This window comes from Kordiimonas gwangyangensis DSM 19435 = JCM 12864 (assembly GCF_000375545.1).
In the GTDB taxonomy this organism is placed as follows: domain Bacteria; phylum Pseudomonadota; class Alphaproteobacteria; order Sphingomonadales; family Kordiimonadaceae; genus Kordiimonas; species Kordiimonas gwangyangensis.
The window spans coordinates 287,736-300,306 of the sequence record NZ_AQXF01000005.1 but is presented as its reverse complement, the minus strand read 5'-3'; the positions used below and the strand labels follow the sequence as shown (position 1 = coordinate 300,306).

The 12,571-nt window shown below is 57.3% G+C and carries 14 protein-coding genes; 9 read left to right on the top strand and 5 right to left on the bottom strand.

Annotated elements, in window-relative coordinates; all coding sequences use genetic code 11:
* Positions 1-801: a formate dehydrogenase accessory sulfurtransferase FdhD gene (gene fdhD / locus B150_RS21415; protein ID WP_020400851.1), complete on the top strand. Its 801-nt coding sequence runs from the start codon at positions 1-3 to the stop codon at positions 799-801.
* Here fdhD and B150_RS0115455 read toward each other — a convergent pair.
* Positions 798-1,547 carry a nitroreductase gene (locus B150_RS0115455; RefSeq protein ID WP_020400850.1) on the bottom strand — a complete coding sequence of 250 codons (750 nt, stop codon included), beginning with the start codon at positions 1,545-1,547 and terminating at the stop codon, positions 798-800. The genes fdhD and B150_RS0115455 overlap by 4 nt on opposite strands.
* Positions 1,548-1,810: 263 nt before the next feature.
* Here B150_RS0115455 and B150_RS0115450 point away from each other — a divergent pair, with 263 nt between their 5' ends.
* From B150_RS0115450 to B150_RS0115440, 3 genes are all read left to right on the top strand, one after another.
* A complete protein-coding gene (locus tag B150_RS0115450) occupies positions 1,811-2,242 on the top strand; it encodes a nuclear transport factor 2 family protein (RefSeq protein ID WP_020400849.1) in 432 nt (143 codons plus the stop codon).
* Positions 2,226-2,642 carry a MerR family transcriptional regulator gene (locus B150_RS0115445; RefSeq protein WP_020400848.1) on the top strand — a complete coding sequence of 139 codons (417 nt, stop codon included), beginning with the start codon at positions 2,226-2,228 and terminating at the stop codon, positions 2,640-2,642. Before B150_RS0115450 ends, B150_RS0115445 begins: the two co-directional genes overlap by 17 nt.
* A gap of 139 nt (positions 2,643-2,781) precedes the next feature.
* Entirely contained in the window at positions 2,782-3,657 is an 876-nt protein-coding gene (locus tag B150_RS0115440; RefSeq protein WP_020400847.1) for a hypothetical protein, read from the top strand.
* An 85-nt stretch (positions 3,658-3,742) separates the two neighbouring features.
* On the opposite strand, the gene B150_RS0115435 is transcribed toward B150_RS0115440, so the two are convergent.
* From B150_RS0115435 to B150_RS21410, 4 genes are all read right to left on the bottom strand, one after another.
* The gene (locus B150_RS0115435; protein WP_020400846.1) at positions 3,743-4,027 is read right to left on the bottom strand and encodes a type II toxin-antitoxin system RelE family toxin; all 285 of its coding nucleotides are present in this window, start codon (positions 4,025-4,027) and stop codon (positions 3,743-3,745) included.
* The gene (locus B150_RS0115430; RefSeq protein WP_020400845.1) at positions 4,017-4,271 is read right to left on the bottom strand and encodes a type II toxin-antitoxin system Phd/YefM family antitoxin; all 255 of its coding nucleotides are present in this window, start codon (positions 4,269-4,271) and stop codon (positions 4,017-4,019) included. The genes B150_RS0115435 and B150_RS0115430 overlap by 11 nt, the downstream gene beginning before the upstream one ends.
* Positions 4,272-4,401: 130 nt before the next feature.
* Positions 4,402-4,809 carry a hypothetical protein gene (locus tag B150_RS0115425; RefSeq protein ID WP_155860094.1) on the bottom strand — a complete coding sequence of 136 codons (408 nt, stop codon included), beginning with the start codon at positions 4,807-4,809 and terminating at the stop codon, positions 4,402-4,404.
* A gap of 28 nt (positions 4,810-4,837) precedes the next feature.
* Positions 4,838-5,884 carry a LysR family transcriptional regulator gene (locus tag B150_RS21410; protein ID WP_081611487.1) on the bottom strand — a complete coding sequence of 349 codons (1,047 nt, stop codon included), beginning with the start codon at positions 5,882-5,884 and terminating at the stop codon, positions 4,838-4,840.
* Positions 5,885-6,100: 216 nt separating this feature from the next.
* On the opposite strand from B150_RS21410, the gene B150_RS0115415 reads away from it, so the two are divergent.
* From B150_RS0115415 to B150_RS0115395, 5 genes are all read left to right on the top strand, one after another.
* Positions 6,101-8,482, top strand: a complete 2,382-nt coding sequence (locus B150_RS0115415; RefSeq protein ID WP_020400842.1) for an efflux RND transporter permease subunit — start codon at positions 6,101-6,103, stop codon at positions 8,480-8,482.
* Positions 8,454-9,275, top strand: a complete 822-nt coding sequence (locus B150_RS0115410; RefSeq protein ID WP_020400841.1) for an outer membrane lipoprotein-sorting protein — start codon at positions 8,454-8,456, stop codon at positions 9,273-9,275. Before B150_RS0115415 ends, B150_RS0115410 begins: the two co-directional genes overlap by 29 nt.
* Before the next feature lie 15 nt (positions 9,276-9,290).
* Entirely contained in the window at positions 9,291-10,517 is a 1,227-nt protein-coding gene (locus B150_RS0115405; protein WP_081611486.1) for a hypothetical protein, read from the top strand.
* Between the two features lie 229 nt (positions 10,518-10,746).
* The gene (locus B150_RS21405) at positions 10,747-11,346 is read left to right on the top strand and encodes an RNA polymerase sigma factor (RefSeq protein ID WP_020400839.1); all 600 of its coding nucleotides are present in this window, start codon (positions 10,747-10,749) and stop codon (positions 11,344-11,346) included.
* 11 nt (positions 11,347-11,357) lie between these two features.
* Entirely contained in the window at positions 11,358-12,473 is a 1,116-nt protein-coding gene (locus B150_RS0115395) for a FecR family protein (RefSeq protein ID WP_020400838.1), read from the top strand.
* Positions 12,474-12,571: the final 98 nt, after the last annotated feature.

Below are 12,571 nucleotides of genomic sequence, written 5' to 3'. Positions count from 1 at the left end.
ATGACCGCGCCGGAGGGGCCTAAAAACGCCTCCCTCTGGCAGGCGGATCTTGTCACCGCCGGGCAGCAGGAGGGCAGCACCGTTCAGTGGCACGTGCCCGAGGAAGCGCCCGTCGCCCTCATCTACAATGGCCTCACCTTCGCGGTGATGCTGGCGAGCCCCACAGACCTCCATGATTTTATCACCGGCTTCTCGCTGACGGAAGGCATTGTTGATGGCCTAGCGGATATTTCCAAGGTGGAGCTGCATGAACGCCGGCAGGGCATCGACATCCATGTCACCATCAGCGCCAAGTGTTTTGAGCGGCTGAGCCTCAGGCAAAGCAGGCGGTCGATGGAGGGGCGCACAAGCTGTGGGCTTTGCGGTATCGACAGCGCGGAACGGCTGTTCGAAAGCTTGGAGCCCGTGGCGGCGCACCCGAAGGCGCTGGACGCCAGTGTGGTCACTAGGGCAGCTGAAGCGCTTGAGAAGATGCAGCCCCTTAGGGCGCTCAACAAGTCAGTGCACGGCGCGGCGTTTGTGAACGGTGACGGCGTGGTGATGCTGGTGCGCGAGGATGTGGGGCGGCACAATGCGCTTGATAAGCTTATTGGCGCCATAGTGCGCGAGGGGTTGGGCGCGAGCGACGGCTTCGTGTTGATGACCAGCCGGGCGTCGTTCGAGATTGTCGAGAAAGCCGCAAGGTCTGGCGTCACCGCACTGGTGGCGCTGTCTGCCCCTACGGGTTTCGCCATCCGGCGGGCGGGTGAGGCGAACATGACCCTCGCCAATTTCTCCCGTGGTGTGCTGACGGTTTTCTAAGACTTCAGCGAAAGCTTCACATTCTCGGCCGTGCGGCGCACCGGCGCGAAGCTGTTGATTGGCGCGTCCGAGGCGTAGCCAAGCGCCATACCGCAAATGAGCTTGTAACCCGAAGGCACCTCAAACCGCGAACGCACCGGGCTGGCCCAGGTGGCAAGCGCGGCTTGGGCACAGGTGCCAAGGCCGCGGGCGTGGGCGGCCAGCGCGATGGATTGGATGAACGCGCCAGCGTCCAGGGGGCCATAGGCGCCAAGCTCTTCACTGGCAAAGATAAACAGCGCGGTCGGCGCGCCGAAAAATTCAAAATTCCGCGCCATCTGGCGCACGCGGGCGGCTTTATCCTCGCGCCCGATACCGAGCACACCATAGATGCCCTTGCCGGTCTCCCGGTAGCGTTCGTTCAGCTCATCAGGGTAGGTCATGATGGTGGTGTGGTCGCCGTCCGGCCCGCGAAAACCCGATAGCCACATCTTGAGCTTGCCCATCGCCGACGCCTTTTGGAACCGCCCACCCTCCGTGAAGTGGTGCATATAGTCAGCCGAGATCGCCTTCGCCACATCACCGCTTGCCACAGCAACCCTGTAGGGCTGCACATTGCCCCATGAGGGGGCGTTGAGGGCGTCGCTGAGGATATCGTCAATCAGCGCTTCCGGCACCCTATCGGGCCTGAAATCCCGCACGCTGCGCCTTGTGGCAAGTGCCGTGCACACGTCCATGCTGTTCGCTGGTGTATCACCGTCTTTCATCGCGTCCCCCGCTTGTGGCTTATGTCCCTAACATAGGGCAGGCGGAAGCAGCGGCAAAGGATAGCGCTTATGCGCTGGTGAATAGGGCGCACACATCGGTGAATGGGTGTGTAATTTGAGCGAAAAACATGCAGCGATGATGAGTGCTTTCATGAAAAGCGCAATTTTTCCAATGACCTGTGCATTTGAAACTTTTCGCTTGATCTAGAGTTTACTCGAGGTTGGATACTCGCCTCTCCCAGATAACAAGGAGACCCGGGATCATGACAGCAGAGTATACTACAGAGCAGAACAAGGCGCTTATCACTGGCATTATGGACGAGCTTTCGCGCGGCAACGGCAAACCGTTTGTGGATGCGATGGCCGATGATTTTGCATGGACCCTGCCGGGCCGGAACGCATGGTCCGGCACCTATGAGGGCAAGAAGGAAGTGCGGGAGAAGCTGCTGGCACCGCTCTTTGCCCAGTTTGCCACACAGTACTGCAACACAGCGCACCGCATCCTTGCGGACGGCGATTTTGTGGTGGTGGAATGCCAGGGCGCGGTGACGACAAAAACCGGCAAGGCCTATGACAACAGCCATTGTTATGTGGTCCGGCTTGCGGGGGGTAAGATGAAACACCTCAATGAATATATGGACACCAGCCTTGTCGAAGAAGCCCTTGAAGCCCCGAACCATGCGCAAAGCGCCTGAGCTTTATATTGGCGGACTGTCGGAAGCATCAGGCCACAGCGTGCATACCATTCGCTGGTATGAAACGCAGGGCCTGATGCCCGGCGTTAGGCGCGACGCGGGCGGCAGGCGCGTGTATGAGGCGGTGCATATCGGCTGGCTTGAGTTTATCGACCAGCTGAAGCGCACCGGCATGTCAGTGGCCGAGATGCAGGTGTACGCCGCCCTTGTGATGCGGGGTCGCAAAAGCCTGCCCGACCGGCTGGAACTCCTCAAGGCGCACCGTACGCGGGTGAAGGCAGAGCTCGCCAAAACCCGCGCCGCGCTCAAGCTTGTGGAACAGAAGATCGACTATTACGACACATGGCTCACCACCGGCGAGCGCCCGGCCGAAGTGCCGAGGCTCGGGCGGAAGAGGTGATGACGCGCCTTCTGCGCTGGTAAATGGACCGTTGGCGATACTGTATGGTAGATGGAAGTATTGATTGGGCTACTATTAGAGTGATCCTTGAGCAGTTGGTATATGCATCTGCGGGTGAGCCACATAGATTGGGGGGGTGATGAAAAAACAGCGGGCAATAATTTTGTGTTTTTTTGCGGGAGCTTTTTTTGGCGTATTGACGTTGCGTGTGTTCAACTTTGTCGGTGCAGAGGACAGGTTGCCCACCGAAGCGAACACTGCACCGAATGGTATTGAGGTTCATTCGAATTTGGGGCCATCCGAATTTCGGATCAATGATCGTAGCGAAGTTACCCATTTTGCGGGCCCGATAATCTATAAGACACATGCTGCTTACAGCAGCGACTTCGCGAACGGGTATGGGTTTCCTGAGAGCTATGTATCTGAGGAATTGCCAAAATTTGTCGATTATTTTGCCATCAACATCAAATATGCAGGTGAGTTTTCCTCCTGTTCTATCAAGATGTTGATTGATAAGGATGGGCCGATAGCGTTGCCGGATTTCGATATCTACGAGGTATATAGTGGCGGCAATCTGAATATGATCCGTAGCGGCTTGCCCAAGCGAAACCCTGGCCCACAGGAAAAACTCTATCAGCAGCAATATCGCATGCAGGAAAGTGAGTACGACGGCAAAAAAGGCTTGGCCGATATCGTCCATTCCACCTTTTCCTTGGCAGGACTGGCAGACATGTCAAAGCCTGATGGGACACATACCTTTTACACTCTGAATATTGAGGTGCTCAAACACCGTTTGTTCAGCGAATGGGTATATGTTGAACTGGCAACCTATTGCTCGCCAATGATGAAGAAGACCTTTGCACATGATTGGGTTGTGCTGCTGGCCAAGCCTGCCACTGAAAAGGGAAGTTTCCTGCCTAGCCCTCGCTCGATGAATCGTTCAGTTCAGATACCCGTGCCTTCGGTGGTGAAAGAAGCCGTTAGGGCTGACCTTTCGATGATCAGGTTTGAGTAACGGGCGGTAAACAAAATACACCGTTCGTCGTAAGGCTAAGCTAGGAAAAGCTACACTACCCGTTAGACATCCGCACTCCGCCCGCTCAAATCCGCTTTACTGCCTGTTTGTAGACAAAATTGCGCTCGCGTTTGCCAACAGCTATGACGGAGACGACAAGCTCGCCGTCCCGCACTTGGTAGACGAGCCGGAAGCCCGCGCGGCGGAGTTTGATTTTATAGCAGTCGGTCATGCCGCTCAGCCGTGCGGCTTCAATGCGCGGAGTTATGAGCCTTTCCCTTAGTTTGGCGGCGAACTGCTTGCGCACGGTGGCGTCCAGCTTGTCCCATTCCTTTTTGGCTTGTTCCTTGAAAACAAGCCTATAGGTCATCGATATTCACCTCAATCTCGGGCTGGCCTTCCCGTTCACGAACGAGGGCGGCGAGTTCCATATCTTCAAGCTTGTCCATCAAGGCTTCAAACGCGGCGGCAGGCACGGCATAAAAAGCCGGTTCGCTGCGGTTCATGATGGCAACGGGCGCGCCGTCGCCTTGTTCCACCACCGCCATGGGGTTTTTCTTGAGCTCCGAAATGCCAGCGCAAACGTCGGCCAATATAAGATGTGTGGCAGCCATGACCATTCCTTGGGTTTTCTAATAGGTCTTATAATAGGTCATTTGGGTTTGATAAGCAAGGTTGGTGTCATTATTAGCAGGCCTTTTAAAAGGCGTTTGCGGTGAATGCAGTTCAGGGAAGTATTTCGCCCTAGGTATTGAGCCGGACAAGCCCTTGGATTGCTGTCATCATTGAAAAATAGTCTCTGAAACGCCCATCGCCGCCGCGAATGGGTAAGGTCATGAGCTTGCCCTCTGTCAGCTGGATATCAATCTCTGAAGTTTGGGAGGCTGTTTTACCTGTGGGAGAGGTAACGCCTGTGATTGCCGTGTAGGGAATGTGCTGCGCCTCTCGAGGGCCAAGATGCCAGATACCGTTTGTCGCGAAAATCAGGGCGTCTTCAAGCGTGCCGGGGTTGTTGAAATAGACCGCCCGGACCTCACCAATCGCTTTGGGGAGGTTATGCCCGGGCAGGCTACCTTCCAGCTTCTGGAAGTTTGTGCAGACGAACATGCTCTTACGGAAGAGGTTTGATGCCTTTATCCCGTAGCTTGTCATATTAGCATGGCCTTCCGGCACATAGCCCTCACTCCGCTGGCCGTTTATTCACCGCCGCTTGTGCCGCCACTTCGCGCACGCTCATGCTTGTGCCTTTTGGCAGGCCTTCGGCCATGCACTGGCGACCGTGCAGCAGGTTGTCGGGGCGTTTGAGGCCGTGTTCGTCAAGGTCGCGGCTCGCGCGCAGGATCTGGTCGCGGAACCATGTGTGTGCCGGGTGGTTGGTCAGCCGTTTGTGCCACACAAGCACCGCGCCGACCATGCCGGGCGGTGGGCTGATGGGGCTTGGTACCACATGAAGGTCGAAAAATTCGGTGCATTTGTCCGCCATGCGCGAGGGCACGGTGACGATAAGGTCTGATGAGCTGATGATCATCGGCGCGGAACCGAAGTGGTTGACCACCATCACCAGACGGCGGCTCATGCCCATGGCTTCGAGCTGTTCGTCGACAAAGCCGCGTGGGTCCCCGCGGGGCGAGACAAGCATATGGCGCGCGGCGGCATATTCTTCCAAGGGGATTTCATCATATTGCGCCAGCGGATGGTCCGTGCGCATGAGGCAGACAAAATGGTCCGTGCCCACTTCCATGCGGCCGAAACGTTCCGGCACATCATCGCCCATGGGCGCGAGGCCATAGTCGGCCTCCTGCGCATCGAGCTTCTCGAACAGGCGCCCTTGCACGGGGGTGGTGTGAATGTTCACGCCCGGTGCCTCATTCACCAGATAGCTGGACAGGTATGGCAGCAGGGTCATGGCCATATAGTCGTCGGTCGCGATGGTGAAGGTACGCTCCGCATTCCTCGGGTCGAAGGAGACGGGGTCGAGCGCCTCTTCAAGCTCCGACAGCGCGCGGCGGACCGGAATCTCAAGCTCAAGCGCGCGGGCGGTCGGGCGCATGCCGTCCGGCCCGCGTACGAACAGGTCGTCCTTCATCAGGTAACGCAGCCGGTTGAGCGCGTTGGAGACAGCCGGTTGCGACATGCCGATCTTGCGGCCCGCGCGTGTGGCGTTCCGCTCATCCATTACGGCATTAAAAACAACCAGAAGATTTAAATCTATACCCGCTAAATTCATGGTATGAATTTCCGATGTCAGAAATATCAATTTCAAAAATTATAATCACCATCCCATATAGGGGCAAGCTTGAGGCGTTTAAAGAGACCAAAGTTTCGGTCCGGGGGAGCAGCTTACTGACATTTTTTGTCAGCACCCCCTTCGTATGATCACCAGGCAGCAAGACCCGAGGCACGACAACCCGCACATGCGGGGCACAATAGCGAGGAGCAGATCATGCCGAAGACAATGACTGCGATTGATGAATTTGCCGTCAAACTGGCAAATTTCGTGATCGCAAAGCGGTGGCTTATCATTCTGGCCACTTTGATGATTACAGTGGGGGTCGCATCCGGCGCCCGTTTCCTGACTTTTTCAAACAACTACCGTGACTTTTTCTCGGAATTCAATCCTGAGCTTCAGGCCTTTGAAGATTTCCAGAATACCTACACCAAAAACGACAATTTCTTTTTCACCATCGTACCCAAGGAAGGCGACGTATTTAACGCCGACACCCTGGCACTGGTGGAAGAGCTGACCAATGAAGCGTGGCAAATCCCGTTCTCGATCCGGGTCGATTCACCGTCCAACTTCCAGCATACCTATGCGGAGGAGGATGACCTCATTGTTGAGGATCTGGTGAAAGGCGCGGAAAGCCTGAACGCGGATGAGTTGGCGGAAAAGAGCCAGATCGCGCTCACCGAACCGCTGATGCGCAACCAGCTTGTGACAGCAGATGCCCGCGCGATTGCCGTGAACGTGGTGGTGCAATACCCGCAGGCGGACCCCTTTGAGGTGCCGCAGGCGGTGGCTTTTGCCCGAGACCTTCGTGACCGCATGATTGAAGCGCACCCGGACCATGAGATCCGCATGACCGGGGTTTCCATGCTCAATAACGCGTTCCAGGAAGCCGGTTTTGCCGACACGACGGAAATGATCCCGCTCATGTACCTGCTGCTACTCGTGCTGATGGCGGTGACGGTGCGGTCCATCTCCGGCACGGTGGTGACGCTCTTGATGATTGCCTTTGCAAGCGTAATTGGCATGGGGGCCGCGGGCTTTGCCGGGATTGGCCTCACGCCGATTGCGCTGTCGGCACCCACCATCATCCTCACCCTCGCCATTGCGGACGCGGTGCATATCCTCATTACCATGCGCAACTCCATGGCGGCGGGTATGACGAAGCGTGAAGCGCTGGTGGAAGCGGTGCGGGTGAACTTCCTTGCCGTGATGGTGACATCGCTGACGACCGCGATCGGTTTCCTCGCGCTCAACTTCTCTGACGCGCCGCCCTTCTGGCACCTTGGCAATATCGCGGCTGTCGGCATTGTGGTGGCATGGGCCATGTCCGTCACCTTCCTGCCTGCGATGATGAGCATCCTGCCGGTTCGTGCGCCAAAGCCGCGCATTGAAACGGGCGAGAGCTTCATGGGCAAGTTGGCGGATTTTGTGGTGAAATATAACAAGCCGCTGTTTTACGGCCTTGGGGGTGCGGCGCTGCTGCTCATCGCCGCGATGCCGCGCATTGAGTTCAATGACCAGTGGACCGAATATTTCGACCCGTCGATCCAGTTCCGGCAGGACGCGGACTATTCGAACCAGTATTTCGGCTTTTATCCCATCGAGTTTTCCGTGCAGTCGCCGGGCCCCGGTGGTGTGAGCGAGCCGGAGTTCCTTGAAAAGCTGGACGAGTTCACCGCCTTCCTGCGTGAGCAACCGAACGTGACCCACGTTTATTCGCTGACCGACATCATGAAGCGGCTGAACCGCAACATGCACGCGGACGAGGCAAGCTGGTACAAACTGCCGGATGACCGTGAGCTTTCGGCGCAGTATCTGCTCCTTTATGAACTCTCACTCCCCTACGGGCTTGACCTCAATGACCGGGTGAATATCGACAAATCTGCCACGCGGGTGACGGTAACGCTTTCGAACATCTCGACGACCGAGACGAAAACCTTCCTCAACGCCGCGCGCGGCTGGATCGCCGATAACGCGCCCGACTATATGAAGACAACGGTGCCGACCAGCGCGCAGGTGATGTTCACCTATGTGGCGGAACGCAACGTGGCCAGCATGATCACCGGCAATATCGTGGCGATTGTCGCCATCGGTATCGTGATGATGATCGCGCTCAAGTCCTTCAAGATTGGCGCGCTCTCGATGGTGCCAAACACCTTGCCGATCCTCTCCGCCTTTGGCGCGTGGGCGCTTCTTGTGGGCACGGTCGGTTTCTCGGTCGCGGCGGTGGCCAGTGTGTCCCTCGGCATCGTGGTGGATGACACCGTGCATTTCCTCGCGAAATATGTGCGGGGTATCCGGGAGAAGGGCTATGACCGTGCGGGCGCCATCAAATACGCGTTCGAGACGGTGGGCTATGCGCTTGTGGTCAATACCGTGGTGCTGGTGATCGGTTTCGCCTATCTCGCCACGTCGCACTTCAAGATGAATGCTGACCTGGGGCTTTTGACCGCGCTCGCGATCACCTTTGCCCTTATTTTTGACTTTCTTTTCCTGCCTGCTCTCATGCTCAGAGGGTCGGGCAAATGGATTGCTGACACAAAAAATGACCATACGACAGGAGACAAGAATGATGCACAAACGCAAGCCGCGCAGTAGTCGTCTCGCTGCCATTCTGGCGGTGCTGACACTCGGTTACTCCCTCATCAGCCCGGTGACCTGGGCTGGTGAGGCGGAAGACAAGGGCCTTGAGATTGCCGCCCGGTCCGACCGTTCGGACACCGGTTTTGGCGACAGCGAAGTGACGGCCGTTATGACGCTCACCAACGCTGCGGGCGCAACCTCGACGCGGGAGATGTATTTCAAGACGCTCGAACGCGCGAGTGAACAAGTGGGCGACAAGTCGCTCACCGTGTTTGTCACCCCGCGGGACGTGCAGGGCACGGCGCTTCTATCCCACGCCAAAATTCTTGAGCCGGATGACCAGTGGCTGTTCCTGCCCGCGCTCAAGCGTGTGAAGCGTATTTCAAGCGCCAACAAGTCCGGCCCGTTTGTGGGTTCCGAGTTTGCGTTTGAGGATTTCACGTCCACGGAGCTCAATAAATACAGCTACAAATTCATCGGCGAAGAAGAGTTTGACGGCATGAAGGTGGACGTGGTTGAGCGTTTCCCGCTTTATGAAAACTCCGGCTACACCCGTCAGGTCGCCTATATCGACCAGGAGGTCTACCAGACCCGTAAGATCGACTTCTATGACCGCAAGGACACGCTGCTCAAGACCCTCACGCTCTCGGATTACCGCGAGTATGACGGCGTGTGGCGCGCGCATACGCTGACGATGCAGAACCACCAGACGAACAAGTCCACCACACTTTCCTATGGTGACTACACCTTCAAGACCGGCCTGTCGGACAATGATTTCGACAAGGGCGTTCTGAAGACCATCCGCTAAGGAATTGGGGGCTTTATGGCTTTAGCGTTACGGAATTCACTCCCGTGTCTGGTGACCGCCCTTGCGAGCCTTGCCAGTGCGCCGGAGACGGCACACGCGGGTGAATGGGAGGTGTCAGGCTCGGCGGGTCTGGAGATGCGCACATTTCTCGAGAGGGGCGCATATCCCCGCCAGCTTGACACCTTCCAACCGTCGCTTCAACTGGAGGGCGACATTCGCTGGACTGACGCCGAGAACCGCTGGGACTTTGTTTTTGTGCCCTATGCGCGCCTTGATGCAAAAGACGGCGACCGCACCCACGTAGACGCCCGCGAGGCCTATGTGCGCTGGAACGGCGATGGCTGGACCGTGCGGGCAGGCCTCGCCAAAGTCTATTGGGGCGTGGCGGAAAGCCGCCACCTTGTGGATATCATCAACCAGTTCGACACGGTTGAGGATATCGATAACGAGGACAAGCTTGGCCAGCCGATGGTGGAAATCTCCACGCTTCAGGATTTGGGGCAGCTCACGGCCTATGTGATGCCCGCCTTCCGCAAGCGCACCTTCCCGGGTGAAGAGGGCCGCTTCCGCACGCCTCTCCTCGTTGATAACGACCTCGCGCGTTTTGATGGCGGGCGGGACGACAATGCAGACGTGGATTTTGCACTGCGCTACAGCCACTATTTTGGTGACTGGGATGTGGGGCTTTCCTTCTTCCACGGCACCGACCGTGACCCGCGGCTGATCCTTGATCCCGCACGTGGCCTGTTCGCACCCTATTATGATGATATGACACAGGTGGGTGTGGACATTCAGTACACACACGAGGCATGGCTTTGGAAGTTCGAGGGGATCGTGAAAGACACCCCGTTCGAGACCTTCGCGGCAGCCGTTGGCGGCTTTGAATACAGCTTCTACGGCATCACGGAATCCGGTGCCGACCTCGGCGTGCTGATGGAATATCAGTATGACGGCCGGTCGGACGACCCGGCGATTGCGCCCATTACAACGGCGGACAATGACCTTTTTGGTGGCTTGCGCCTCGCGCTCAACGATGCGGAGGATACAAGCATCCTCGGCGGTGTGATCGTGGATTTGAATGACGGTTCCATGTCCGGGCTTGTCGAGGCATCGCGCCGTTTCGGCGACTACTGGGTGGTGGAACTTGAAAGCCGCTTTTTCGCCAATGTGGACAACACGAATATTCTCTACGGCTTACGGAAAGACAGTCAGGTGACGCTTCGGCTCACCCGCTATTTCTAGGGCATTGGACTATCAGGATTTGGGTATTTCTCGCGTTACCCAAAACTGGGGGCGGATTGGCCTTGGGCCTTCCGTCCCCCTTTTTTATTGAGTGCCGCCGCGCACTGATGTAACCGGTTACGAGGGAAGGGAACAGGATTCCAGAAAAAGCGCCGGGGGCTGAAATTTTTTCACAATTTCATTCCCAACGCCGCTATGTTGTTCGTCCTTGAATGCGAGGAGGATGGGTATGGAGCGCGCACGCGAGCCACTTTTGAATGGGGACGAAAACCCGGCACGGGAAGGTGCCGCGGCTGACAGTCCGCTATCGAAAGATGACATCAAGGCGCTGTTTCAGAACCATAACGAGGAGCTGGTGCGTTATCTGACAAGCCGGCTCAAGTCGCATGAGGAGGCAGTTGAGGTAGCACAGGAGGCTTATGTTCGGCTTCTGCGCCTTGACGATAGCAGCACCATCGGGTTCCTGCGGGCATTCCTCTTCCGGACGGCGACCAATATCGCCATAGACCGGGTGCGACGTCGCGGCTTGGCGCAGGCTTATGTGGAAGAAGCCACGCCGGAGCAGCAGGTGAACGAGATGTTCGGCTTTACGCCGGAACGCTCGCTCGCCGCCAAGCAGTCACTTGAGAAGGTGCTGGACTGCGTGGGCGCACTACCGCCCAAATGCCGTCATGCATTCATCGAGTATAAATTCAGGCACCGAAGCTATGAGGACATAGCGGAGGACATGGGGCTGACGTCCTCCATGGTGCGAAAATACGTTTTACGTGCCCTTGTTCATTGTGCTGACAAGCTGAGCGATGAACTGGACGCGTGGAGTATTCAATAGGGGCTGGGCACATGCCAGTGAGTGAATGTAAAATCAGTGAAGCAGTGCTGGAACAGGCCGCCGATTATTATCTCGGCCTGCAGGACGGTACGATCTCCGGGTCGGAGCTTCACGAGTGGCAGGAATGGCTGCAGGCGGATGAAGGTCACCGCCGTGCATTCAGCCGCCTCGAGGCGCTTTGGGGCGTGCTTGAGACCGCCACGAAAGCCGAAATCAACAGCCTTGCGAAAGCTGGCCCGTCCGTCAAAGTGGCGAAGCCGAAAGTGGCCGCCGGTGGCTCCGTGCTGTCCATGGTGTCCTCGCAGGAGGTCGAAAGCCGCCGCCCCCGCCTGAACATGGGCTGGATGGGCGCGATGGCCGCCAGTGTCGCAGCCGCGCTTCTGGCGGTTTACATCCTGCTTGCAGGCGCCGAACAGCCAGCACCGCAGCCAACCACACATGTTTATGAGACCGCAGCCGGCGAACAGCGCGTGGTCAAGCTTACCGATGGTTCCATCGTTGAGATGAACGCGGGCAGCGCCATCTCCGTGACTTATACGGCGAACGAACGCCGCCTGACCCTCAATGAAGGCCAAGCCATCTTCACCGTGGCTAAAAATCCGAAGCGCCCGTTTGTGGTGCGCGCGGGCCTTGGTAGCGTGACAGCTATTGGTACGGTGTTCAACGTGCGCAAGACCGAAGGTGACGTGGAAGTGCATGTGCTTGAGGGCACCGTTGCGGTGCGCCCGGTGGCGGATGCGCAATCTGGCGCGGACACCGAGAACACGCCGCCTGTCGCGCTGGTGACAGCGGGTAAACAAACCAGCTATTCGCTGAGCGGTATGTCGCTTGAGCCGATCATGCCTGCCGCTGCGGTCACGGACCTCGGCTGGCGCGTGGGTGTACTGACGATGGTGGACCTGCCGATCCGCGATGTGATTGGCGAGTTGAACCGCTATCTGGCGACTGAAATCAAAATCGGTGACGAGGCGGTAGGGCGCCTGCGGTTTACCGGCACGGTCTATCCTGATCAGGTTCAGGCGTGGCTTGAAGGCCTGCAGGAGGGCTATCCCATTGAAGTTGTGCGGCTTGAGGGCAACACAATTTTGATGATGGCGGACGAAAGTTCCGATACTGTAGTCAGATAAGCTACCCATAAGAGGTAGTCGCTGATTACAATAAACACTCAAGGAGCGGGTGTTTATGGCATCGCCTGATGGCGGTGCCGTCCGGGAGGAAAGTATAT